Origin of the sequence: Corynebacterium vitaeruminis DSM 20294 (assembly GCF_000550805.1) — a bacterium.
Taxonomy (GTDB): domain Bacteria; phylum Actinomycetota; class Actinomycetes; order Mycobacteriales; family Mycobacteriaceae; genus Corynebacterium; species Corynebacterium vitaeruminis.
In genome coordinates, this window is the sequence record NZ_CP004353.1 from 2,623,716 (window position 1) to 2,647,001 (window position 23,286).

A 23,286-nucleotide genomic window follows, 5' to 3' on the forward strand; every position below is an offset into this window, starting at 1 on the left:
ACCAGATCATTGGCCAGTTTGTATAATCGTGCAGCATGGAGCATCATTTCGAATCGAATGAACTGCCATTACGATGGCTACTTTCGCAGAAGTCGCTCGAATTACTTTCTATTAACCAACAGTCATCAAGCTTCAGGGTCGTCCAAGCGACCGAGCTCACCGACCCCTCCCCCTTCCTCTCCGACAAGGCGATCGTCCTTACGGTGGGCCTCGGCTTCGAGGGCAACGCGGACGGATTCGGTGACTACGTCCGGACGCTCAAGAGGGCGGGCGTCGCCGCCATTGGTTTCGGCACCGGGCTGATCTTCGACGCCGTGCCGACCCAACTCATCGACGGTGCGCGCGCGGAAGACATGGCGTTGTTCGAGGTGCCCCACGACACCGCGTTCCTTTCCATCACGGAGGCCGTCAACCGCGAGTTCTCCAAGCGCGAATCCCTCATGCAAGAGGAGCTATCCCGCAAGCAGCGCAACGCGACCCAGGCGGCGATCACCGGCGGGATCGATGCCCTGATCGAGCTCGCCTCGCGGGATCTCGGGTGCGCGGTGGCGATCATCGACAACGACGACCGCGTCGTTGCCCGCGCCAACCGCGATGGTCTCGACGCTACCGTAGCCCCCGACCACGCGCAGCACCACATCCACCACCGGATGCTGAGCTTCGGGGAGCGCTTTCACTCGTTCGTCACGCTCAGCAACAGCTCGCTGACTCCCCTCGATCGCCAGTACATCAAGCACGTGGCAGGCCTTGCCGACCTCCTCCTCCAGCGCCCACTCAGCCTGCGCCGCGCCCGTGCCTCCCTCAACTCCCTGGCCCTGAGCGTCCTGCTCGGGCTCGACGCCCAGCCGCAACACCTGACCCGTGCCTTCTCCCGGATCGCCGATTCCAGGGGGATGATCCGCCCCGTCATCATCCACACGAACGTCGACAAGCAAAGCGCAAGGCTGCTCAATGGGATCGACGAGGCCCTGTCCAAGTCGGACCGCGAGCTGTGCGCGCTATCGCTTGATTCCAAGACCACCCTGGTTTTCTTCCGCGGCTCGCGCACCCCGGAGGAGATCATGGAGCTCGTCGGCGCGCGGCGCGAGTTCGCCCGGATCGCCATCGGCGCGGCCTTGGAGTGGGAAAACATCGACGCCACGATCGTCGATGCACTGGTTACCACGGCAAAGTCCCTGCCCTTGGGGCATTTCCTCGGCCCGGAAAGCTCTCCGCTCAAGTGGATTCACGACGCCGCCGTGCGCCAGGCCCTCGACCACCGAGCGCGCGAGACCCTGTCCAAGCTCGCCGATCATGACGGGGCCCATCACAACGATCTCGTGCAGACGCTCGTGACCTACCTCTACTCCGGGGCCAACGCGAAGGCGACGGCCGCTACTCTCGGCGTCCATCGGCACACCATCCGCGGCAAGCTGACCAAGATCGAGGAGATCTGCGAGGTCGACTTGAACGACCCGGTCACTCGCGCGGAGCTGCTCATCGTCGCGGTCTCCCGCCACGCGCACGAAAAGCCGACACAGAACTAACTGCCTGCATCGGCTTCTCGACGCCTTCGGCCTCGCAGCCAAGCCCCGCCTAGCGGCGGCGGCCCCTGCGCGGCTCCCACATGACCACCGCGGTCGAGCGCGGCACGTGGACGATCTCCCCGCGGGGGCGGTTGCCGTGGGCGAGCAGCTGCTCGTTCTCGCCCTTGAGCTCCTCGTTTTCCTTGCGCAGGCGCGCGTTTTCCTTCTTGAGCTCGATGATCGCCTTGATGCCCGCCAGGTTCACGCCGTCCTCCTGGCTGAGGCGCTGAACGCTGCGGAGCAGCTCGACGTCGTGGAGCGAGTAGCGGCGCCCGCCGCCCGAGGTCCGTTGCGGCGTGACCAAACCAAGGCGGTCGTACTGGCGCAGCGTCTGCGCGTGCATGCCCGCGAGCTCCGCGGCGACGGAGATCACGAAGACCTCGCCGAGCTCCTCGTCGTGTGCCGAGCGGTCGTTCTTCCTAGCCATGGTCTGTCACCTCCCATCACGATGAATTCTTAAAGCGTTGTGTTTTCCTGATTAGACGGCGCCCGCCCAGCCCGCGCGCGGGTTGAAGCCGGCGTCCTTTTCCGCCTGGGCGTAGGTGCGCAGCGCGCTGCTGGCCGCTGCGTCGAGGTGCTTCGGCACCTGGATCGACACCTTGACCAGAAGGTCGCCCGCCGAGCCGTTGCGCTTGGGGACGCCGCGGCCGCGCACGCGCAGCACGCGCCCGTTCGGGGTGCCCGCCGGGATCTTCAGCCGCACCGGCTGGTCGAGGGTGGGCACCGAGACGGTGTCGCCCAGGCTGGCCTCGGCGAAGGTGATCGGGACGGTGACCTCGAGGTCGTCGCCCGCGCGGGTGAACACCGGGTCGGCCTTCACGTGTACGTTGACGAACAGGTCGCCGGCCGGGGTCCCGTTGGGCCCGGCTTCGCCCTGCCCTGCCAGCCGCACTTTCTGGCCGTCGATAACGCCGACGGGGATGCGAACCGTGATCGAGCGCGAGCGGCGGACGGTTCCGGTGCCGTTGCAATCGGGGCAGGGGTCGGTGATCATCTTGCCGGTGCCGCCGCAGTGGGTGCACGGCGCGGAGAACCCGAACGCGCCCCTGTTTTCCGAGGTAAATCCGGTTCCGTTGCAGTAGGTGCACTGCGACGACTTACCGGACTTCGAGCCGGAGCCGTGGCAGGTGGTGCAGGGTGCGTCGCCGGTCAGCTCTAGCGGGATCGTCGTCCCTTTTGCCGCCTCCCGGAATTCAAGGGTGATGTCCGTTTCGACGTCCGCCCCTCGTTGCGGCCGGCCTGCGTTGCGATGAGCACCGCCGCGGTTGAAAAGCCCACCGAAGATATCCCCAAAACCACCTTCCTGAGCGTTGCTTCCACCCGTTCCAGATCGATGTCCGAAAATGTCCCCGAGGTCGAAGTCGAAGTTTTCGCCCGTCTGCGTGCGAAACCCGCCCGGAAAGCCGGACCCCGCATTCTGTCCAAAGCCGCGGAAGCCACCCGAGGCAATCATGGACCGGAACTCGTCGTATTCCTTGCGCTTGTTCTCGTCGCCGATGACGTCGTACGCCTCGGCGATCTCCTTGAACCTTTCCTCCGCAGCCTTATCGCCCGGGTGCGAGTCGGGGTGGTTTTCGCGGGCGAGCTTGCGGTAGGCCTTCTTGATCTCGGCCTCGGTCGCGGTCTTGGACACGCCCAGGTCGGCGTAGTAGTCCTTGTCCGCCCATTCGTTCTTTGGTGCCATTAGTGGTTGCCTCCTTCCTTGGTTGAACTGTAACTAGCGCGGATCGCGCCGCCTCTTGCGCGCACGGGGTCATCCGCCGGGGTGTGAATACGTTTCATGCACTTTCCTTCTGTTTTTATTTGCCCCTGCTTAGCTTTCAACAGAGGTTCCATACACTTAATAAAACGCCCGCGACGTGGAAGAATTCCCAAATTGCGGCAATAAGTTGAGTCTATCAGGCTAATGTTTCTTGAGCGTAGTTATATCAGGTTTTGGGTTGCCCGGCGGGGACAGTATGAGAAAGCCCGCCAGCCGCAGCACTTGGGGTTTCCAAGCTGCCTGCAGGTGGCGGGCTCCCTTTTTCTTGCTTGTCGACGCCTGCGGCGCCGAGACGCTAGGCCGGGTCGGCGATGATCACCATCGCCGTGCGCAGCAGCCGCTCGTCGAGCTGGTAGCCCTTGCGCAGCACCGTGCCGATGGCCTTCTCGTCGCCGGTGGAAAGATCCTGGACCGCCTCGTGGCGCTCCGGGTCGAAGGCGTCGCCCTCCTCGCCGAAGGAGGTGACCTTCAGTCCGTCCAGGATGCCCACCAACTTGTCGCGGAACACCTTGAGCGGGCCTTCGGCGAGGTCGCCGTGCTTTTCCGCCAGCTCGAGGTCGTCTAGGACCGGCAGCAGCTGGGCGATGACCTGCGCCTTGGCGTTGTCGATGCTCACCTTGCGCTCGCGGTCCGTGCGGCGGCGGTAGTTCGCGTACTCCGCGGACAGCCGCTGCAGGTCCTCGGTGCGCTCGGCGAGCTGCGCCTCGACCGAGTCCACCTTGCCGTCGCCATCGGCGTCGGCGGGTGCGTCCGGATCGATGTCGGCGAGCGCCTCGGCGAGGTCCGCCTCGAGCGTGGGATCCAGCTCGGAGGCGTCGGCAGCCTGGGCGGCGGCGTCCGCCGGGTCCGCGGCGCGGGCCTCGGACCCCGTGGACCCAGTGGACCCGGTGGGCTCGTTGGGCTCAGCAGGCTCGGTGAAGTCCTTGTCGCCCGGGTTGTCGTTTACGCTCACTTCTTGTCTTCTTCCTCATCCACGACCTCGGCGTCGACGACGTTCGGGTCAGAGTTGGCGGCACCCGCATCGGCGGCGCCAGCGTTGGCGGCCTCGGCCTCGTAGATGGCCTTGCCCATCTCCTGACTCTCGGTGGACAGCTTGTCGACGGCGGCCTTGATGGCGTCGATGTCGTCGCCCTTCAGGGCCTCGTCGACGGCGTCGGCAGCCTCGGTGACCTTGGTCTTGATGTCCTCGGAGACCTTCTCGGAGTTCTCGTCCAGGAACTTGCGGGTCTGGTAGGCCATGGACTCGGCGGAGTTGCGGGTCTCCTGCTCCTCGCGGCGCTTCTTGTCCTCCTCGGCGTGCTGCTCGGCGTCCTTGACCATGCGGTCGATCTCCTCCTGGGACAGGCCGGAGCCCTCCTGGATCTTGATCGTGTTCTCCTTGCCGGTGCCCTTGTCCTTCGCGGTGACGTGGACGATGCCGTTGGCGTCGATGTCGAAGGTGACCTCGATCTGCGGGACGCCGCGCGGTGCCGGCGCGATGCCGCCCAGCTCGAAGGAGCCCAGCAGCTTGTTGGCCGCGGCCATCTCGCGCTCGCCCTGGAAGACCTGGATCTGGACGGAGGGCTGGTTGTCCTCCGCGGTGGTGAAGGTCTCGGAACGCTTGGTCGGGATGGTGGTGTTGCGCTCGATGAGCTTGGTCATCACACCGCCCTTGGTCTCGATGCCCAGCGACAGCGGGGTGACATCGAGGAGCAGGACGTCCTTGACCTCGCCGCGCAGGACGCCGGCCTGCAGGGCGGCGCCGACGGCGACGACCTCGTCCGGGTTCACGCCCTTGTTCGGCTCGCGGCCGCCGGTCAGCTCCTTGACTAGGTCGGAGACGGCGGGCATACGGGTCGAGCCACCGACGAGGACCACGTGGTCGATGTCGGAGATGGAGATGCCGGCGTCCTTGATGACCTGGTTGAACGGGGTCTTGGTGCGGTCGAGCAGGTCCTGGGTGATCTTCTGGAACTCGGTGCGAGACAGGGTCTCGTCGAGGAACAGCGGGTTCTTGTCGGCGTCGACGGTGATGTACGGCAGGTTGATGGTGGCGGACTGGGAGGCGGACAGCTCGATCTTCGCCTTCTCGGCGGCCTCGCGCAGACGCTGCATGGCCATCTTGTCCTTGGACAGGTCCACGCCGTTGGAGGCCTTGAACTTGTCGATCAGCCACTCGACGATGCGGTTGTCCCAGTCGTCGCCGCCGAGCTGGTTGTCACCGGCGGTGGCGCGGACCTCGACGACACCGTCGCCGATCTCCAGAAGGGAGACGTCGAAGGTACCGCCACCGAGGTCGAAGACCAGGATGGTCTGTTCCTTCTCGCCCTTCTCCAGGCCGTAGGCTAGCGCCGCCGCGGTCGGCTCGTTGACGATGCGCAGGACGTTGAGGCCCGCGATCTGGCCGGCCTCCTTGGTGGCCTGGCGCTGCGCGTCGGAGAAGTAGGCAGGAACGGTAATGACGGCGTCGGTGACGTCCTCGCCGAGGTAGGCCTCCGCGTCCCTCTTCAGCTTCATGAGTGTGCGAGCGGAGATCTCCTGCGGGGTGTACTTCTTGTCGTCGATGGACACGGTCCAGTCGGTGCCGATGTGGCGCTTGACGGAGCGGATGGTGCGGTCGACGTTGGTGACGGCCTGGTTCTTAGCGGACTGGCCGACGAGCACCTCGCCGTTCTTCGCGAAAGCGACCACCGACGGGGTGGTGCGGGAGCCCTCGGAGTTGGCGATGACTACCGGCTCGCCGCCCTCGAGAACCGAAACACAAGAGTTGGTGGTACCAAGGTCAATACCTACTGCGCGACCCATAATGATTTCCTCCAGAAAAAGTAGTGATTGTTGACTGCGTTTATGAAGTTGACTGCCGTCGACTCAACTTAGTATCCACCACCGGAGCGGTAATGTCCAGCTACTTGAGTCGGCCTCACTCAACCTGACACTTAGAGTAACGCGGCTTCCCACAAAGTTGTTCCCACCTGACTCAACTTTTTTTATTTCCGTTCTTTTCGCGCTGGTCATCGCCCGCTTTCGCTTTCCGACGCCTATGGCTTTGAACCCTACACACCCCACCCGACACGCGCCTTCGCGCGCGAGACGTCGGCAAACTTCTGTGGCCACTTCCTGCGGGATTGTGGCAAAGTGGTAGGCACTATGAGTAGCGAAGACAAGCCGAACCCTGAGGCGGGAGCCGAAGGCGTCGACAAGCGAAATGCGAAAGACCCCGCGACCCGCCTCGACGAGGTGCTGGACCAAGTCGTGGAGGAAGACGTCCTCCCCCTCGAAGAGGAGCCACTGGTCGCGCCGGCGCCCACGGTCGACCGCGCGCTGATCCTCGGGCAGGACGGCCGCTGGGTCGCGGGCTGGGCGCTGCGGTTTATCATCATGGCCGCGGCCGTGGTCATACTGTGGAAGGCGCTCGGCACGATCTGGTCGGGACTGTTGCCCGTCATGCTCGCGCTCATCGTCTGCACCGTGTGGTGGCCGCCGGTGCGCTGGCTGCGCGCCCGCAAGGTTCCCGCCGCGCTCGCCGTCATCCTCGTGATCCTGGGCTCGATCGCGCTCATCGGCGGCATCGTCGCGCTCATCGCCCCGAGCATCGCCGGCCAGTCGAAGGACCTCGTGGACAAGGCCAGCCAGGGCATCGACCAGGTGCGCAACTGGCTGGAGACGGGCCCGCTCAATATTGATATGAGCCAGTACGACAACCTCATTCAGAAGGGAATCACCTTCCTGCAGAACCAGATGTCCAACATCGCCTCCGGCGTGGTGGGCGGCGTGGCCATGGCCAGCGAGGTGCTCGTCACGGTCGTGCTCATGATCATCCTGTCGTTCTTCTTCCTAAAGGACGGCGACAAGTTCCTGCCGATGATCCGCAAGACCACCGGCCCGAACGTCGGCTGGCACCTCACCGAGGTGCTCACCCGCATGTGGAACACCCTCGGCGGCTACGTCCGCGCGCAGGCCACGGTCTCGATGGTCGACGCCATCTTCATCGGGGTGGGCCTCATCGTGCTCAAGGTGCCGCTGGCGCTCGCGCTGGCCGTGGTCACCTTCTTCGCGGGCTTTATCCCGATCGTCGGTGCGTTCTCCGCGGGCGCGCTGGCAGTCATCATCGCGCTGGTGTCCAACGGCATCCAGAGCGCGGTGTTCGTGCTCATCCTCATCATCGCCGTCCAGCAGATCGAGGGCCACATCCTGCAGCCGCTGCTGCAGTCAAAGGCCATGAACCTGCACGCGGCGATCGTCCTGCTCTCGGTCACGCTCGGCTCCACCCTGTTCGGCGTCATCGGCGCGTTCCTCGCGGTGCCGATCGCGGCGACGTTGGCGGTGCTCGTGCGCTACCACACCGAGCTGGTGGCGCTGCGCGCGGGCGAGATCACCATCGACGACATGGAGATGGCCACCTCCATGGAGACCGAGACCAACGTCAGCGTCCAGGAGGCGTGGGGGAGCTTCCGAGAGAGCCTGAGCGGATTGGGAAAGAAGAGCGAGTAGCACGCTTGCCGACGCCTACGGCGTCTGGCCCGCGGCCTTCCTTTAGGACGCCACCGCGGCGGTCTCCGAATCCTCGAACTCCTCGCTGCGCGAGGTGCTCACCTGCCCCTCGGCGCGGCGGGCGCGGGCGATCGCGACGCCGCGGAGCGTGAGCAGCACGCCCACCGCGAAGACCGCGGCCTGGATCCCCCACTGCACCGGGGTGTGCGCGATCGATCCCGCGCCGAGCAGGGCGAGGACGTTCGGCAGGTTGAGCATGACGATGAGCGAGCCCACGATCCCGCCGAGCGCCACCGGGTTCATGCGCGAGATGAGGAACGCGGCGATCGGGGTGGTGATGACGCCGCCGATGAGCAGCGCGACCACGGCCGCGAGGTTGGCGGTGAGGTCGTCCCACAGCCCCACGACGAAGCCTAGGGTCGCGGCCACCGAGACGAGAAACTCCGCGGTGTTGACGGTGCCGACGATCCGGCGCGGCTCCTGACGCCCCAGCCCCATGAGCGTCGAGGTGGTCACCGGCCCCCAGCCGCCGCCACCGGAGGCGTCGACAAAGCCGCCGACCGAGCCCAAGAGCACGAGGAAGGGCGTCGAGTAGGTGCGCTTGGTCACCTCGCGCGCGACGCGCCCCTTGGAGAAGCGCCACACGAGGTTGATGCCGATGGCGACGAGGATCGCCGAGGTGACCGGCTTCGCGGCGGACGTCGAGAGGTTCGCCAGCAGCGTGGACCCGATGAAGGCGGCGATCGCACCGGGGACGCCGAGCTTGAGCACCACCTTCCAGTCGACGTTGCCGAAGCGCCAGTGGGCAAGCCCGGACATGAGAGTGGTGCCCACCTCGGCGGCGTGGACGATGGCCGAGGCCTGCGCCGGGCCGGCGCCCGCGAGCAGGATGAGGATGGTGGTCGAGGTGACGCCGAAGCCCATGCCGAGCCCGCCGTCGACGAGCTGGGCCGCGGCGCCAGCGATGGCGATGAAGATGAGTGTGCGCATTGGAAGGTCCTTCTAAGAGAAGTGGTGGTGGGAAAGTCGTTGCAAGCGGCTTCTAGCAGCTGGCGCAGAGCATCGCTGCAGCGCGTCGGCCGACGACCGGGGCCAGCGCCGCGCCGAGCGGGGCCGAATGGGTGATGACGGAGCCCGTCGCGTCTTGGATCTTGGAGATGGACGAAGTCGCTGCATCGAGCAGCAGCCCGTGGGTGACGAACAACGGGAGCACGTGGACCCGCGGGTGCATGATGGTGACCTCCAGCAGCGAGGACTTGTTCGCCCCGGTCGCCTGGACGCTGGTCACGCCGCGCCCCAAAGTCGTTGCAAGGGTACGAGCCAGTCCCATGACCTGCTCGTTCGCCGCCTCGTCGGAGGAGCCGACGGAGTAGAGGGCGATGTGGCTTCCGGCAGGAGCCTCTGCAGCGACTTTCTCCGCGAGCACTCGGGCGACGAGGAGGTCGGTGCCGAGCGCGTCCGCGAGCACCAGCCGCAGGCCGGTGGCCGACTGCGTTGCAGCGACTTCGCGCGGCACGTCGACCTTGTGGTGGTAGGCGCTGCTAAACAGCAGCGGAACCACCACCGCGTCCTCGATCCCCTCGGCGACGAGCCGGCGTGCGACGGCCCCGAGGTCGGGTGCCGAGAAGTCGAGGTGTGCCTCGAAACATGGCATGCCCATTCGCTCCGCCACGGCCTGGCGCAGCTCGCGCACGGTCGCTGCGGCCTTGGGGTTGCGGGACCCGTGGGAGAGGAGGATGAGGGCAGTCATGTCGGTGTTCCTTCCTTATCTATTGGTGCCTAGCGCAGGCGCTGTCCTACCAGCCCTGCGGCCAGGGTGTTGCCGGAGGCGTTGTCGACGAGCAGGAACGATCCCACCGCGCCGCGCGCCGCGTACTCGTCGATCGGCAACGGCTTTTGCGTTTCGACGACTACGTGGGCGATGTCATTGAGGGCGATCTCCTCGGGCGCATCGACGTCGTGAATCCCGTCGATGTCGAGGGTGCGCGTGATCTCCGCGATGCGGCCGCGCACCAGCGCGGTGCCGTAGCGGACCTTGAGCAGCTGGCCCGCGCGCAGGCTCTTTTCCGTGAGCCCCACGACGGTGGCCGCGAAACTGCGGCGCTCCTCTGGGCGATTCGTCGAAGAGATGAGCTCGCCGCGGACGAGGTCGATCTCGTCGGCAAGCCGCAGCACGACCGAGTCGCCCGCGGTCGCTGCAACGACTTCGCCGTCGGAGGTGTCGATGCCCACGACCGTGGAGGTGCGTCCCTCCGGCAGCGCGACGGTGTCGCCGACGTGGACGGTGCCTGCAGCGACTTGGCCGGCGTACCCGCGGTAGTCGCTCGCGTGCTCGCGGATGACGTACTGGATCGGGAAGCGGAAGTCGAGCTCGTTCGCCCGCCCGGTGGACACCGGGATGGTCTCCAGCAGCTCGAGGACGGTCGGGCCCTCGTACCAAGGCAGGTTCTCGCTGCGGGTGACCACGTTGTCGCCCTTGAGGGCGGAGATCGGCACGACGTGCGGGTCGGCGACGCCGAGCGTTGCAGCGAGTTGCTCGAAGTCGTCTCGGATCGCGTCGAAGGTCTCCTTCGAGTAGCCGACGAGGTCGATCTTGTTCACGGCGAGCACCACGGTGCGGACGCCGAGCAGCGCTGCCACCGACAGGTGGCGGCGGGTCTGCTCCACCACGCCATGGCGGGCGTCGACAAGCAATACAACGACTTGGGAGGTGCTCACGCCGGTGACGGTGTTGCGGGTGTACTGCACGTGCCCCGGGGTGTCCGCGAGGATGAAGGTGCGGCGATCGGTGGCGAAGTAGCGGTAGGCCACGTCGATGGTGATGCCCTGCTCGCGCTCGGCGCGCAGACCGTCGACCAGCAACGATAAGTCGAGCCCCTCGAAGCCGCGGTCGGCGGAGGTGCGCTTCACGGACTCCAACTGGTCGGAGAGGACGGACTTGGTGTCGTGCAGCAGGCGGCCGACGAACGTGGACTTGCCGTCGTCGACGCTGCCCGCGGTGCAAAAGCGCAGGGTCTCGCGCTGGGCGAGCAGTTTCGTGGCGGAGGTCTTCTCCTGGGTGGCGGTGGTCATCAGAAGTAGCCTTCCTTCTTGCGGTCTTCCATAGCGGATTCGCTGAGCCTGTCGTCAGCGCGGGTGGCGCCGCGCTCGGTGAGGCGGCTGGTGGAGATTTCGGCGAGGACGTCGTCGATGGTGGTGGCGTCGGACTCGACGGCGCCGGTGCAGCTCATATCGCCGACGGTGCGGTAGCGCACGCGCTTAGTCACGAGCTTTTCCCCGCGCGAGTCGTCGGGCTCGCCCCACTCGCCGGGGGTCAGCCACATGCCGCCACGGTTGAACACCTCGCGGTCGTGGGCGAAGTAGATCTCGGGCAGCGCGATGCCGCGCGCGCCGATGTACTCCCACACGTCGGTCTCGGTCCAGTTGGAGATCGGGAAGACGCGGATGTTCTCCCCCGGCAGCTTGCCGCCGTTGTAGAGGTTCCACAGCTCGGGTCGCTGGCGGCGCGGGTCCCACCCGCCGAAGGAGTCGCGCACGGAGAAGACGCGCTCCTTGGCGCGTGCCCGCTCCTCGTCGCGGCGCGCGCCGCCGAGGACCGCGTCGTAGCCCTGCTCGGCGATGGTCTCGACGAGCGGGACGGTTTGCAGCGGGTTGCGGGTGCCGTCGGGGCGCTCCTGGAGGTCGCCGCGGTCGATCCAGTCCTGGACCTTGGCCACTCGCAGCCGGGCGCCGGTCTCCGCCACGAGGCGGTCGCGGAACTCGATGACCTCGGGGAAGTTGTGGCCGGTGTCCACGTGCAGCAACTCGAAGGGCACGGCGGCGGGTGCGAAGGCGCGGCGGGCGAGCTCGAAGACGACGACGGAGTCCTTGCCGCCGGAGAACAACAGCCCGACCTTGTCGAACTGCCCGGCCACCTCGCGCAGGATGTGGATGGACTCGTTTTCTAGGTCTTTGAGGTGGGGGGAAAGCAGAGTGTCGGTGGTAATCGTGGTGGTCATGTGTGCAGTCCGCATTCTGTCTTGGCGTTGCCGGCCCAGCGGCCGGATCGGGGGTCTTGTCCTTCTAGCACCGGCAGGGTGCAGGTCGCGCAGCCGATGGAGGGGTAGTTCTGCTTGGTCAGGGGGTGGACGATGAGGTCGCGCTCGGCGATGAATCGCTCGGTGTCCTCGAGCGTCCAGGTGATGATCGGGGAGATCTTCAGCCGCCCGGTCTTGTCCAGCGACAGCGCCGGAGCGGTGGCGCGGGTAGGCCCGTCGGCGCGCCGCAGGCCGGTGATCCAGCCCTGGTAGTCGGAAAGCGCCACCGCGAGCGGCTCGACCTTGCGCATTCGGCAGCAGGCGGTCGGGTTGGAACGGTAGAGGTTCGCGCCATAGGTCGCGTCCTGTTGCTTACGGGAAAGTTGCGCGGTAGCGCGCACCAGCTTGTTCGCGTATCGACGTTCCACTAGGTCGGCGACCTCGAGGGTCTCCGGGAAGTGGTATTCGGTGTCGAGGAACAGGAAGTCCGCGTCGGGCAGGTGGTCGTGGGCCAGCTCCGCGAGGACGGTGTTTTCCATGGACAGGGTGACCACGAGGTCGCCGGAAGTGTGCTCGCGCGCCCAGTCCAGGATGTCGCCCGCCTTGGCGTCGTAAAGCGAATCCGCCCATTTTTCGACGAGCTCGGCGTTGGTGCGGCGAACGTCTTCCGGCAGCGGCGCGGTGGTTTTAGGCCCCTCGGGCGAGATCCCCGGGTCGCGCAGCGGTGCGCGCGAACCCAGGACGGGGCTGGTGGGGAGGGTGAAAGTCATGGTGGGTCTTTTCGTTGCAAGGATCAGGCGGTAACGAGCGTGTGGCCGTGGCGGGCGAGCGACTGCTGCAGAGCCTGGGCGGAGGACGGTGCCTTGTCCGGCCGGTGCTCCGCATCGTCTTGTCCGTGGAACATGACGGAGAAGACGCGGTGGCAGTCGGCGCAGCTCCAGGCGAACTCGTCCTCGACGTCCGGGAACAGCGAGGTGCCTGCGCAGTAGGGGCAGTACTCGGGGTGGTTGCGGTTGGGGTTGGGCTTGCGGCGGAAACTCATTGCAGATCGGCCTCCTCGGCGCGCAGCACCCATTCGCGGAACTGCTCGCCCTCGGTGCGTTGCTTCTTGTACTTGGTCACGAGGCGGACGACGTAGTTGCCGACCTCGGCGGAGGTGACCTTGTGCCCGCGCAGCTTGCGGCCCCAGTCCGGGTGCAGGCCGAGCGCGCCGCCCAGGTGCACCTGGAAGCCCTCGACGCGGTTGCCCTCGTCGTCGGTGACGGTCTGTCCCTTGAAGCCGATGTCGGCGACCTGCGTGCGGGCGCAGGAGTTCGGGCAGCCGTTGAGCGAGATGCGGATGGGGACGTCGAGGTCGCCGACGCGCTCCTCGAGGTCGTCGACCAGCTCGATCGCGCGGGCCTTGGTGGTCACGTGCGCGAGCTTGCAGAACTCCAGGCCGGTGCAGGAGACGATGCCGCGGCGGAACTCCGAGGGCTTGGAGTACAGGCCGGTCTCATCCAGCGCCGCCGACAGCGGCTCGACGTCTCCTGGCTCGATGTCGAGGAAGAGCAGCTCCTTGTCCGGGGTGGTGCGCAGGCGTTCGATGCCGAAGCGCTCCGCGACGTCCGCGATGGCGATGAGCTGCTCGCCGGTGGCGTGCCCCACGGTGGGCTTAACACCGAGGTAGAACCGGCCGTCCTTCTGCTTGTGCAGGCCGAGGTGGTCGCGGGCGCCGGGGTTTTCCGGCACGTGGGGCCCGTCGATGAGCGGGGCGTCGAGGTATTCGGTCTCGAGCACCTCGCGGAACTTCTCGATGCCCCACTGCGCGACCAAGAACTTCAGGCGCGCGCGGTTGCGCAGGCGGCGGAAGCCGTAGTCGCGGAAGATGCGGGCGACGCCAGCCCAAACCTCGGGCACGCGCTCGAGCGGGACCCACGCGCCGAGCGAGCGGGCGAGCATCGGGTTGGTGGACAGCCCGCCGCCGACGTAGCACTCGAAGCCGGGGCCGAACTCGGGGTGGACCGAGCCGATGAAGGAGATGTCCTGGATCTCGTGGGTGACGTCCTGGCGAGCATTGCCGGAGATGGCCGTCTTAAACTTGCGCGGCAGGTTGTGGAACTCCTCGCGCGGCAGGTAGTTTGCAACGATCTCGTCGATGGCCGGGGTGGCGTCGATGATCTCGTCCGCGGCCACACCCGCGACCGGGGAGCCCAGGATGACGCGCGGGACGTCGCCGCAGCCCAGCAGCGTGGACAGGCCGTTGACCTCGAGCTTGTCCCAGATGGCGGGGACGTCCTCGATGCGGATCCAGTGCAGCTGGATGTTCTGCCGATCGGTGAAGTCGGCGGTGGAGCGGGCGTAGTCGCGGGAGATCTCGCCGACGGTGCGCAGCTGCTGCGGGGTGACCCGGCCGCCGTCGAAGCGCACTCGCATCATGAAGAACTCGTCCTGGAGCTCGGAGTTTTCCAGCTGGCCGGTCAGCTCCCCGCCCAGGTCCTGGCGGCGTTGGGTGTACAGACCCAGCCACTTGAAGCGGGGCGCGAGGTCTTCTGCCGGGATGGAGGAGAACCCCTGCTTGGAGTAGATGTCGATCACGCGTTGGCGCGCGGACAGGCCGCCGTCTTCCTGCTTGATGCGCTCGTCGCCGTTGAGGGGTTCGCGCCCGTCCAGCTTCCACTGTCCTTCAGATTTCTTGGCGCGGGCAGGTCGCTTCTCGACGCCCGCCGCTTGGGTCGCTGCACGCTGGGCGGGGGCTGCGTCGCGGATGGTTGTCGTGGTCATGTGCGAATGTCAGGCTTTCTTGGTGTCTCGTGGATCGGGTGCGAGTGCCGCTTTGTGCTCGGGGCCGCGAAAGGCACCCCCGGGCGAATAAAAATCGGGCACGGCGATGCAGTGCGCTCCCCGGTTTTGCGGGGTGGTGGTTCTTCTAGGTGATCGAGAGCCACCCTGGCAGGGCGGCTCCGTTGCCGTAACAGACAATGTAGATATACCAAGTTGTCTAAGCAAGGGTTTTCATAGACCGAGCTGTACATTAAACGGCGCTTTGATGGCTTTGTCCTGCACATTTAAAAAATAATCGCGGTGAATTTAATACAGACCACTTGGTTCATTTTTCGCGTATTTTGAATTTAAATACCCGAATTCTTGCCAAGATGCGACGCAAGACGCTAGCTTTACGAACCACTTGGTCTAGTTCCATTGAGATTCGCCCCGCCGGGGGCGAACCGCTGGGCCAAAGACGAGAAACCTTGGCGTCGACAAGCACAATGCAACGAGCACGGCGCGCATCCAATCACGAATTCCTAGAAAGGCTTCGGCTACTTCCCATGACCACCTCTACCCCGCTTCGCGTCGCCGTCATCGGTGCAGGCCCCGCCGGCATCTACGCCTCCGACATCCTGGTGAAAAACACCGAGGGCGACGTGGCCATCGACCTCATCGAGCAGATGCCAGCGCCCTTCGGGCTGATCCGCTACGGCGTGGCCCCCGACCACCCGCGCATCAAGGGGATTATCAAGTCGTTGCATCGCGTCCTCGACACCCCGCAGATCCGCCTGCTCGGCAACATCCACGTCGGCCGCGACGTGAGCGTTGAGGAGCTGCAGCAGTACTACGACGCCGTAGTCTTCGCGACCGGCGCCGTCGGCGACCGCTCCATCGGCATCCCCGGCGAGGACCTCGAGGGCGTGCACGGCGCGGGCGAGTTCGTGGGATTCTACGACGGCAATCCGCGGTTCGAGCGCGACTGGGACCTGTCGGCGAAGGAGGTCGCGGTCATCGGCGTCGGCAACGTGGGCCTCGATGTCGCCCGCATCCTTGCAAAGACCGGCGACGAGCTGCTGGTCACCGAGATCCCCGACAATGTCTATGCATCGCTGAAGGACAACCAGGCCGAGACCGTCCGCGTGTTCGGCCGCCGCGGCCCGGCCCAGGTGAAGTTCTCGCCGCAGGAGCTCAAGGAGCTCGACCACTCGCCCACCATCAACGTGGTCGTCGACCCGGAGGACATCGACTACGACGCCGCCTCCGAGCAGGCCCGCCGCGATTCCAAGTCCCAGGACCTCGTCTGCCAGATCATCGAGGGCTACGCGCTGCGTGAGCCGAAGGAGGCCCCGCACGCGCTGCAGATCCACCTCTTCGAGAACCCCGTGGAGATCCTCGGCGAGAACGGCAAGGTGGTGGGGCTTCGCACCGAGCGCACGGAGCTCGCCGGCGACGGCTCCGTCCGCGGCACCGGCAAGTTCACGGACTGGCCGGTCCAGGCCATCTATGCCGCGGTGGGCTACCGCTCGGACGCCATCGACGGCGTGCCCTTCAACGACGCACAGCACGTCATCAACAACGACGGCGGCCACGTCGTGGACCTCGACGGCGCGATCGTCCCCGGCCTCTACACCACCGGCTGGATCAAGCGCGGCCCCGTCGGCCTCATCGGAAACACCAAGTCCGACGCGAAGGAGACCATTGACATGCTGCTTTCCGACGCCAAGGCGGGCCTACTCGGTGCCGAGTACACCTCCGACTTCACCGAGCTGCTTCGCGAGCGCGGCATCGACTACACCACCTGGGAGGGCTGGCACGCCCTCGACGCCGCGGAGCGCGCGCTCGGCGAGGCCGAGGACCGCGAGCGCAAGAAGATCGTCGAGTGGGAGGAGATGGTCGAGGCCTCGAAGGTGACCGTCTAGTCCGGGTCGGCGCGAGTCAGTGCGGGCGGGGCGGGGTCCCCCTGTTTCGCTCGATATTGGTCACAAAAGTTCATCGAATAAAATGAGTCATCGTAATATTTTCTGTCATACATTTCCCCCTCTTTGCTGACGATGGCGATGGACTCCCACGATGACTTACTTTGATCTCCCCTTTCAGCCCGACGAGCTGACCCAAGAAGCTATTTTTGCCGCGCACGAGGGCGGCAAGCTGGCTGTGGCCTCCGCCCGCCCGCTGCGCTCTCGTCACGACCTCTCCCTCGCCTACACCCCGGGCGTGGCCCAGGTGTGCAAGGCCATCGAGGCCGACGAGTCCCTGTACCCGCGCTACACCGGCGCCGGCCGCACCGTCGCCGTGATCTCCGACGGCACCGCGGTCTTGGGGCTTGGCGACATCGGCCCGAAGGCCGCCATGCCCGTCATGGAGGGCAAGTGCCAGCTGTTTTCCTCCTTCGTCGACGTCAACGCGATCCCGATCGTCGTCAACGAGACCGACACCGACAAGCTCATCGAGGCCATTGCTGCCATCGCCTTGAGCTTCGGCGCCATCAACCTGGAGGACATCTCCGCGCCGCGCTGCTTCGAGGTGGAGCGCCGCCTCGACAAGATGCTCGACATCCCGGTCTTCCATGACGACCAGCACGGCACCGCCATCGTGCTCACTGCGGGCATCAAGAACGCCTGTAAGCTCGCCGGCCGCACGCTCGAGGACCTGCAGGTGGTCATCTCCGGCGCGGGTGCCGCGGGCATCGCCTGCTGCAAGATGCTTCTCGACGCTGGTGTGAAAGACATCATCCTGCTTGACTCCAAGGGCGTTATCCACCCTGACCGCGAGGGCGGCCTACACCCGGTCAAGCAGGAGATCGCCGAGATTACCAACCCGCGTCGGGTCACCGAACGCGAGGCCGCCTTCGACGGCGCGAGCGTGTTCATCGGCCTCTCGCGCGGCAAGGTCGGCGAGGACCTGCTCAAGCGCATGGCCGAGAAGCCCTTCCTGTTCTCGCTCGCGAACCCGGACCCGGAGATCGAGCCGGAGCTGGCCGCTAAGTACGCCTCTGTCGTTGCAACGGGGCGCAGCGACCTGCCCAACCAGATCAACAACGTGCTGGCCTTCCCTGGCATCTTCCAGGGCGCGCTCAACGCGCAGGCCACCTCGATCACCCCGGCGATGAAACTCGCTGCATCGGAGGCGATCGCCTCGATCGTGGGCGACGACCTCGCCGTCGACTACATCATCCCGTCCGCGCTCGACAGCCGCGTCGCCCCGGCGGTCGCTGCAGCAGTCGAAAAGGCGGCACTCGCTTAAACACGCCTTCGGCTCCTCGCCCCCGTTCCCCTGCTGCGGAGCGGGGGCGACGTCGTTGCAACGACTTTAGATAAGCCCCAATTCCTCGACTGCCTGCGCGAGTTCGCGCGCCCCGCGCGCCACCGCGTCTGCCCACGTCCCCGTGGATTCCTCGTTGGCGTTGTCGCTGACCTGCTTGAGCAGCCGGACCGGGATCTCGAAGTGCTGGCAAGTCTTTGCAACGGCGTAGCCCTCCATGTCGACCAGCTCCGCGATCCGCGCGAGCTTCTCGCGGCGCAGCGAGTCGTTGATGAAGGAGTCGCCGGTCGCAAGCCTCGCAGTGGGAAGCGGGCCACCGGATTGCTGCAGAGCCAGGGCGTTGGGGAAGGGGCGGCCGGTGATCTGCTCGATGGCGCTCGTGTCGAAGTCGTGCTTGATCACCTCGGTAATCTCGTACACCCCGGCGTAGCCGTCGACAAGCGAGCCAGCAGTGCCGATGTTGATCACCGCTGCAGGGCGCGGTCCGCGCGCGAGTACTTCCGCCAGGGCGATGGTCGCGTTGAGCGTGCCGATGCCGGTGATCAAAGTCGTTGCATCGTGTGGCAGCGCCGCCGCCTCGCCCGCGACCGCCGCGATGAACAGAGGGCGACGGGGATCGATCTCGTGATTCAGGTGCATGCCCTCGAGCTTAAACGCCCTATCCGGCAAAGAGCACGGCAAGCCCCGCGAGGATGCACAGCGGCACCTCGGCAACACCGATCTGCTTCGGGGTCCACGCCCAGCGGTGGAGCGTGAGCGGGAAAGTCGTTGCACGCACGAGCGCCCACACGGCGACCACGATCATGAGCCACCACGACGCGACAGGGACGATGCGTCCGGCCCCGAGAAAGAGCACCGCAACGACGACCACTGCGTGGTAGGCCACCGAGCCAACCAGGTAGCCGGATTTGCCGCGCTCGCGCACCATCGTCTTCACGAACGGTATGGTGCCGGTGAAGTACGCGGCGAGGAAGGCCGTCGCCGCCCACTGCGATGCCGGGATCCCCGCGAGACTCCTGGTTGCATCGCTTCGAGCGACCTCGCCGACCAAGTACAGCGCTGGCAGCAGCAGCGCGGAGGCGCACGTGGTGGACACGCCCGAGAGCAGCGAGCGGGGTCGGTGCCGCAAAGTCTCTGCAACGGCGATGAGAACCAGCGGAGCGAACAGCGGTGCGAACCACAATAGACAAGGAGCAAGGAGGACGACGATAACGATGCACGCCAGGCTCATCGCCCCGGTGACCGCCATCGGCACGGCGTATTCGTGTTTGCGGTGCGGGTTGCGCGCCTTGACCCACTGGCCGAAGGCGAAGAAACAGAAGTAGCCGGAAAACCAAGCGCCGAGGATGAGCGCCAGCGTAACCACGAGCCGGGGTAAAGTCGTTGCATCCTGGCGAAGTAGCGCCACCAGCACCCCGGCGACCGCGGGCGTGGACAGCATCGCCCACGCGCCGTGTTGGTTGGGCACCCACCGGGCAGCCGTTCGCCGGGCCTTTCGCGTCGGCGGTGACGGAGTTGCCGGGGTGGAGTTCGATGCAGCGACAGGATACACATCGTCATGGTACATCATCCAAAAGTTTGATGCCGACACCCCGGACCGGACCGATCTGTCTAGATTTACACCTTCCAAGAGCCCAAAAAGAACCAATCGGTCTATATTTTTATTCATTCCCTACATGCCGACTACCTGTGGCTTTTCGTTCGCTAACACCAGACGCTAGACACGGTAAACGGCCAAGGTATAGATTCGTTAGACAAAGCAGTCTACAAATACTGAACCACTGAAATACTGAACTGCTGAGCTGAAAGGTAAACGATGAGTCGCTCACTTTCCATCGCTGTCATCGGCGCCGGCGCGTCCGGCCTCTACATTGCCGATCAGCTCATGTGCCGCACCGTGGGCGCCCACATCGATCTCATTGACCAGACCCCGGCACCCATCGGCATCGCCGCCTACAGCGCCCGCCCGCCGCGAAGCGTTGCAGCTTCGACCACCCACCTCATCGGCAACGTCCGCGTCGGCACCGATGTTTCGGCTGCAGAGCTTCGCGGCGTCTACGACGTCGTCATCGATGCAACGACTTTCGCCGAGGGGGTCTCCGAGTTCACCCTCGACGCGACGATCGACATCGCCCTCGCAGGCGCCGAGGCCACGCATCCGCGCCTCGAGCTCGCCGAGCTGCTGCAGCGCCGAGGCGTCCCGGCGACGCGGTGGGTCAACCCGCTCAACCTCCCCACCGGCCGGGGCCTTCGCGAATGGCAGGCGGCGCTCGCCACCTCCCGCGGCGTCCCGGTGTGCTTTTAAAAAGTCGTTGCAACAACTCCCGCAGGCCCCTTCACCCGGGGCTGCCGGGAGTTTTGCGCGTGAAGGAAAAGTCGTTGCATCGCTTTCCGACGCCTTCGGCGCCGTAGGCGTCGACAAGCGTGCAACTAGGCTCACGCGATGCCACGCCTTAAAGTAAGAGCCATGTCCTCCGCGACGCGGGCCCCCTCCCGCGTGCGGTCAAGCCTCACCCCAGAAGGACCGTGAATCAACCCGTGATCTCCCACGTGCTCGCAAGCCCGGCGACCACCCCGGTGACGACGACGCTCGGTATCGCAGGCATCGTACTTTCGCTGCCGGCCTGGATCTACTTCATCCTTGCCGTGGCGAGGCTCTACCGCTTCGTCGCCGCGGGAAAGCCCAGCTACGAGCGCACGAACCAGCCTTTGCAAAGACTTGGGACCATGCTCAAGGAGGTCTTCTTCCACACCGAGCTCGTGCGCAAGCCCGCCGTCGCGGTGGCGCACTGGTTCGTCATGCTTGGATTCCTCATCGGCTCGCTCGTCTGGTTCGAGGCCTATATTCAGACCTTCGCGCCGGATTCCGGCTGGCCGATCATCGGCCACTGGGCGATCTACCACCTCGCCGAGGAAGTCCTTGCATTGGGAACGGTCATCGGCATCGCGTTCCTGTTCGCGCTGCGTATCAGTAAGGGCACCCGTGAGCGACTGTCGCGCTTCTACGGTTCGAACAGCGCCGCGGCGTTCTTCGTCGAGGCGGTCGTCTTCGTCGAGGGGCTGGGGATGCTGCTGGTCAAGGCGTCGAAGATCGCCACCTACGGCCACGCCTCCTGGACGGACTTTGTCACCCGCGAAGTCGCTGCATTGCTCCCGGCATCCGCCACGCTGGTCTCGGCGTTCGCACTCGTCAAGCTGCTCACGGGCATGATCTGGCTCGTCGTCGTGGCACGCAACCTCAACTGGGGCGTTGCGTGGCACCGCTTCCTCGCCTTCTTCAACATCTTCTTCCGCAGGAATCCAGGCGGCGCCAAGGCGCTCGGTGCTGCCGCTCCCATGCTTTCCGACGGCCAGCCCCTCACCCTGGAGACCCTCGACGAGGCCGGGGACGAGCCCACCTTGGGCGTCGGAAAGCTAGGCGATGCACCGTGGAAGATGCTGCTCGATGCGGCAACCTGTACCGAGTGCGGCCGATGCCAGGAGCAGTGCCCCGCCTGGCACACCGAAAAGCCGCTGTCGCCGAAGCTTTTCGTCACCGACATCCGCGACGCGGCGGTGGCCAACTCCGCTTACCTCACCGATCCCGCGACCTTTGCGGCCGACGAGTCGCACGCGGGCGTCGACGTGCTCAAGCTCGTGGGCGAGTCCCAGGTGATCAAGCCCGATGTCCTGTGGAGCTGCACCAACTGCGGCGCCTGCGTCGAGCAGTGCCCCGTCGACATCGAACACATCGATCACGTGCTCAACCTGCGCCGCTTCCAAGTCCTTGCAGAGTCCGACTTCCCCTCCGAGCTCACTGGCCTGTTCAAGAACCTCGAGACCAAGGGCAACCCGTGGGGACGCAACAACTCCGAGCGCCAGTCCTGGATCGACGAGGCCCGCCGCGACGGGCTGGAGGTCCCCGTCTTCGGCGAGGACGTCCACGACTTTGACGACCTCGAGTACCTGTTCTGGGTCGGTTGCGCCGGCGCCTTCGACGACGAGGGCAAGAAGACCACCCGCGCCGTCGTCGAGTTGCTGCATACCGCGGGCGTGAAGTTCGCCGTCTTGTCCAAGGGCGAGACCTGCACCGGCGACCCGGCCCGCCGCGCGGGCAACGAGTTCCTGTTCCAGCAGCTTGCGCTCGACAACGTCGCCACCTTGAACGGCGTCTTCGAGGGCGTCCCGCAGGGCCAGCGCAAGATCATCACCACCTGCGCGCACTGCTTCAACACGCTGCGCAACGAGTACCCCGACTTCGACGGCCACTTCGACGTCTTCCACCACACCCAGCTCTTAAGCCGCCTCGTGCGCGACAAGCTGCTCACCCCGATCCCGCGCACGGCGGACAACCGCCAGCCGATCACCTACCACGACCCGTGCTTCCTCGGCCGCCACAACAAGGTCTTCGACCCGCCGCGCGAGCTGCTCGGGCTCACCGGCGCCAACCTCATCGAGATGGACCGCAACCGCAACGAGGGCTTCTGCTGCGGTGCGGGCGGCGCGCGCATGTTCATGGAGGAAAAGCTCGGCACCCGCATCAACGAAAATCGTGCCGCCGAGGCCGTCGCCACCGGCGCCGAGGTCATTGCGGTGGGTTGCCCGTATTGCAACACCATGCTCACCACAGGTGTGAAGACCGTTGCAGAAAAGCAGGCGGCACCGGTGGTCAAGGACGTTGCGCGTCTGCTTCGCGATAGCGTGCTTGTCGACGGCACGCTCCCGGAGCCTCGGGCGAAGGCGTTCCTCGAGTCGCCCCGCAGGACGCCGCGCCGCGAGGACAAGCAGCAACCGAAAGTCGTTGCAACGCCTCCGACCACGCCGGGAGCACCGGTATCAGCAACCCACACGCCCGCGACGCCAGCCGCTGGCGTGCCCGCGCCCGGGGTCCCGGCGCCGACTGCAGGTGTCCCACAGCCTGGCACCGTCCCGACCCCCGCCGCCATCCCGTCGGTGCCCGTCCCGGGTGCTGCCGTGCCGCCCCCCACCGCGGTGCCGACGCTGCAGGCTGCGGCGCCTACTCCGACGGTTCCGACGCCAGCATCGCCGAGCGTGCCCTCCCCGGCAGTTCCGACGCCAACGCCTGCCGTCCCGACTCCGGGTGCTGCCGTGCCGAAACCGACCATCCCCGCACCGGGCTCTGCGGCCCCTGCGCCTGCGGTGCCTTCCCCCGGCGCCGTGCCTCCGCCGAGCGTGCCGACTCCGGCAGCCGCTGCGCCGAAACCGACCATCCCCGCGCCCGGCGCGATTCCACCGCCCGCAGCGCCTATGCCCAATGTGCCGGTACCGGGCGCTTCGGCGCCAGCTCCCGCAGTGCCCGCGCCGACGCCTTCGGTCCCAGCGCCGGGGGCTGCTATCCCCCGCCCCGCTGTTCCCTCACCCAGCCCGACGGCTGGGGAGGACGAGGCGGAAGACTGATTTGCAACGACTTTGTCGGTGCCCCGCGTGTCTTCGCGTGGGGCACCGATCCTTTTTCTCATTTGCA

19 protein-coding genes are annotated in these 23,286 nt (G+C 66.1%); 6 read left to right on the forward strand and 13 right to left on the reverse strand.

Annotation, left to right across the window (positions count from 1 at the left end; all coding sequences use genetic code 11):
• Nucleotides 1-35: 35 nt before the first annotated feature.
• Nucleotides 36-1,526, forward strand: coding sequence for a PucR family transcriptional regulator (locus B843_RS11895; RefSeq protein ID WP_025253716.1), 1,491 nt, complete (start codon nucleotides 36-38; stop codon nucleotides 1,524-1,526).
• Nucleotides 1,527-1,575: 49 nt separating this feature from the next.
• Here B843_RS11895 and B843_RS11900 read toward each other — a convergent pair whose 3' ends face one another.
• The 4 genes from B843_RS11900 to dnaK all read right to left on the reverse strand — a co-directional run bounded on the left by B843_RS11900 (nucleotide 1,576) and on the right by dnaK (nucleotide 6,111).
• Nucleotides 1,576-1,992: a heat shock protein transcriptional repressor HspR gene (locus B843_RS11900; protein WP_025253717.1), complete on the reverse strand. Its 417-nt coding sequence runs from the start codon at nucleotides 1,990-1,992 to the stop codon at nucleotides 1,576-1,578.
• A gap of 51 nt (nucleotides 1,993-2,043) precedes the next feature.
• Nucleotides 2,044-3,249 carry a molecular chaperone DnaJ gene (dnaJ, locus tag B843_RS11905; RefSeq protein ID WP_025253718.1) on the reverse strand — a complete coding sequence of 402 codons (1,206 nt, stop codon included), beginning with the start codon at nucleotides 3,247-3,249 and terminating at the stop codon, nucleotides 2,044-2,046.
• 373 nt (nucleotides 3,250-3,622) lie between these two features.
• The gene (gene grpE, locus B843_RS11910) at nucleotides 3,623-4,279 is read right to left on the reverse strand and encodes a nucleotide exchange factor GrpE (RefSeq protein ID WP_025253719.1); all 657 of its coding nucleotides are present in this window, start codon (nucleotides 4,277-4,279) and stop codon (nucleotides 3,623-3,625) included.
• Nucleotides 4,276-6,111: a molecular chaperone DnaK gene (gene dnaK / locus B843_RS11915; protein WP_025253720.1), complete on the reverse strand. Its 1,836-nt coding sequence runs from the start codon at nucleotides 6,109-6,111 to the stop codon at nucleotides 4,276-4,278. Before dnaK ends, grpE begins: the two co-directional genes overlap by 4 nt.
• Before the next feature lie 342 nt (nucleotides 6,112-6,453).
• On the opposite strand from dnaK, the gene B843_RS11920 reads away from it, so the two are divergent.
• A complete protein-coding gene (locus B843_RS11920; RefSeq protein WP_025253721.1) occupies nucleotides 6,454-7,797 on the forward strand; it encodes an AI-2E family transporter in 1,344 nt (447 codons plus the stop codon).
• A 42-nt stretch (nucleotides 7,798-7,839) separates the two neighbouring features.
• Here the strand turns inward: B843_RS11920 and B843_RS11925 are convergent, their stop codons facing one another.
• From B843_RS11925 to B843_RS11955, 7 genes are read right to left on the reverse strand one after another with little or no spacing between them, the layout of a single operon-like run.
• Complete coding sequence (locus B843_RS11925) at nucleotides 7,840-8,787, reverse strand: sulfite exporter TauE/SafE family protein (RefSeq protein ID WP_025253722.1); 948 nt, start codon at nucleotides 8,785-8,787, stop codon at nucleotides 7,840-7,842.
• Nucleotides 8,788-8,839: 52 nt separating this feature from the next.
• On the reverse strand, nucleotides 8,840-9,547 hold the full coding sequence (locus B843_RS11930; protein WP_025253723.1) for a sirohydrochlorin chelatase: 708 nt from the start codon (nucleotides 9,545-9,547) through the stop codon (nucleotides 8,840-8,842).
• A gap of 29 nt (nucleotides 9,548-9,576) precedes the next feature.
• Nucleotides 9,577-10,869, reverse strand: coding sequence for a sulfate adenylyltransferase subunit 1 (locus B843_RS11935; RefSeq protein WP_025253724.1), 1,293 nt, complete (start codon nucleotides 10,867-10,869; stop codon nucleotides 9,577-9,579).
• Entirely contained in the window at nucleotides 10,869-11,795 is a 927-nt protein-coding gene (cysD, locus tag B843_RS11940) for a sulfate adenylyltransferase subunit CysD (RefSeq protein ID WP_025253725.1), read from the reverse strand. The genes B843_RS11935 and cysD overlap by 1 nt, the downstream gene beginning before the upstream one ends.
• Nucleotides 11,792-12,583 carry a phosphoadenylyl-sulfate reductase gene (locus B843_RS11945; protein ID WP_025253726.1) on the reverse strand — a complete coding sequence of 264 codons (792 nt, stop codon included), beginning with the start codon at nucleotides 12,581-12,583 and terminating at the stop codon, nucleotides 11,792-11,794. The genes cysD and B843_RS11945 overlap by 4 nt, the downstream gene beginning before the upstream one ends.
• 23 nt (nucleotides 12,584-12,606) lie before the next feature.
• The gene (locus tag B843_RS11950) at nucleotides 12,607-12,855 is read right to left on the reverse strand and encodes a hypothetical protein (protein WP_025253727.1); all 249 of its coding nucleotides are present in this window, start codon (nucleotides 12,853-12,855) and stop codon (nucleotides 12,607-12,609) included.
• Nucleotides 12,852-14,576 (reverse strand): nitrite/sulfite reductase, encoded by a 1,725-nt coding sequence (locus tag B843_RS11955; RefSeq protein ID WP_025253728.1) that lies wholly within the window; start codon nucleotides 14,574-14,576, stop codon nucleotides 12,852-12,854. Before B843_RS11955 ends, B843_RS11950 begins: the two co-directional genes overlap by 4 nt.
• Nucleotides 14,577-15,121: 545 nt before the next feature.
• On the opposite strand from B843_RS11955, the gene B843_RS11960 reads away from it, so the two are divergent.
• Nucleotides 15,122-16,480, forward strand: a complete 1,359-nt coding sequence (locus tag B843_RS11960; RefSeq protein ID WP_025253729.1) for an FAD-dependent oxidoreductase — start codon at nucleotides 15,122-15,124, stop codon at nucleotides 16,478-16,480.
• Nucleotides 16,481-16,631: 151 nt separating this feature from the next.
• Complete coding sequence (locus tag B843_RS11965) at nucleotides 16,632-17,804, forward strand: NAD(P)-dependent malic enzyme (protein WP_025253730.1); 1,173 nt, start codon at nucleotides 16,632-16,634, stop codon at nucleotides 17,802-17,804.
• A gap of 66 nt (nucleotides 17,805-17,870) precedes the next feature.
• Here the strand turns inward: B843_RS11965 and B843_RS11970 are convergent, their stop codons facing one another.
• Nucleotides 17,871-18,461 (reverse strand): nucleosidase, encoded by a 591-nt coding sequence (locus tag B843_RS11970; RefSeq protein ID WP_038596231.1) that lies wholly within the window; start codon nucleotides 18,459-18,461, stop codon nucleotides 17,871-17,873.
• Nucleotides 18,462-18,480: 19 nt separating this feature from the next.
• Nucleotides 18,481-19,290 (reverse strand): YwiC-like family protein, encoded by an 810-nt coding sequence (locus B843_RS11975; RefSeq protein WP_025253732.1) that lies wholly within the window; start codon nucleotides 19,288-19,290, stop codon nucleotides 18,481-18,483.
• Between the two features lie 348 nt (nucleotides 19,291-19,638).
• Here B843_RS11975 and B843_RS11980 point away from each other — a divergent pair, with 348 nt between their 5' ends.
• Both B843_RS11980 and B843_RS11985 read left to right on the forward strand, forming a co-directional pair.
• Nucleotides 19,639-20,127 (forward strand): FAD/NAD(P)-binding protein, encoded by a 489-nt coding sequence (locus tag B843_RS11980; protein ID WP_025253733.1) that lies wholly within the window; start codon nucleotides 19,639-19,641, stop codon nucleotides 20,125-20,127.
• 221 nt (nucleotides 20,128-20,348) lie between these two features.
• Nucleotides 20,349-23,219, forward strand: coding sequence for a (Fe-S)-binding protein (locus B843_RS11985; protein WP_231493988.1), 2,871 nt, complete (start codon nucleotides 20,349-20,351; stop codon nucleotides 23,217-23,219).
• Nucleotides 23,220-23,286: the final 67 nt, after the last annotated feature.

What these genes read in the sequence shown, in the direction of transcription:
- B843_RS11895 (WP_025253716.1), top strand. Translation starts at nt 36, where the DNA reads ATGGAGCATCATTTCGAATCGAATGAACTGCCATTACGATGGCTACTT.
- B843_RS11900 (WP_025253717.1), bottom strand. Translation starts at nt 1,992, where the DNA reads ATGGCTAGGAAGAACGACCGCTCGGCACACGACGAGGAGCTCGGCGAG.
- dnaJ (WP_025253718.1), bottom strand. Translation starts at nt 3,249, where the DNA reads ATGGCACCAAAGAACGAATGGGCGGACAAGGACTACTACGCCGACCTG.
- dnaK (WP_025253720.1), bottom strand. Translation starts at nt 6,111, where the DNA reads ATGGGTCGCGCAGTAGGTATTGACCTTGGTACCACCAACTCTTGTGTT.
- B843_RS11920 (WP_025253721.1), top strand. Translation starts at nt 6,454, where the DNA reads ATGAGTAGCGAAGACAAGCCGAACCCTGAGGCGGGAGCCGAAGGCGTC.
- B843_RS11925 (WP_025253722.1), bottom strand. Translation starts at nt 8,787, where the DNA reads ATGCGCACACTCATCTTCATCGCCATCGCTGGCGCCGCGGCCCAGCTC.
- B843_RS11930 (WP_025253723.1), bottom strand. Translation starts at nt 9,547, where the DNA reads ATGACTGCCCTCATCCTCCTCTCCCACGGGTCCCGCAACCCCAAGGCC.
- B843_RS11935 (WP_025253724.1), bottom strand. Translation starts at nt 10,869, where the DNA reads ATGACCACCGCCACCCAGGAGAAGACCTCCGCCACGAAACTGCTCGCC.
- cysD (WP_025253725.1), bottom strand. Translation starts at nt 11,795, where the DNA reads ATGACCACCACGATTACCACCGACACTCTGCTTTCCCCCCACCTCAAA.
- B843_RS11945 (WP_025253726.1), bottom strand. Translation starts at nt 12,583, where the DNA reads ATGACTTTCACCCTCCCCACCAGCCCCGTCCTGGGTTCGCGCGCACCG.
- B843_RS11950 (WP_025253727.1), bottom strand. Translation starts at nt 12,855, where the DNA reads ATGAGTTTCCGCCGCAAGCCCAACCCCAACCGCAACCACCCCGAGTAC.
- B843_RS11955 (WP_025253728.1), bottom strand. Translation starts at nt 14,576, where the DNA reads ATGACCACGACAACCATCCGCGACGCAGCCCCCGCCCAGCGTGCAGCG.
- B843_RS11960 (WP_025253729.1), top strand. Translation starts at nt 15,122, where the DNA reads ATGACCACCTCTACCCCGCTTCGCGTCGCCGTCATCGGTGCAGGCCCC.
- B843_RS11965 (WP_025253730.1), top strand. Translation starts at nt 16,632, where the DNA reads ATGACTTACTTTGATCTCCCCTTTCAGCCCGACGAGCTGACCCAAGAA.
- B843_RS11970 (WP_038596231.1), bottom strand. Translation starts at nt 18,461, where the DNA reads ATGCACCTGAATCACGAGATCGATCCCCGTCGCCCTCTGTTCATCGCG.
- B843_RS11980 (WP_025253733.1), top strand. Translation starts at nt 19,639, where the DNA reads ATGAGTCGCTCACTTTCCATCGCTGTCATCGGCGCCGGCGCGTCCGGC.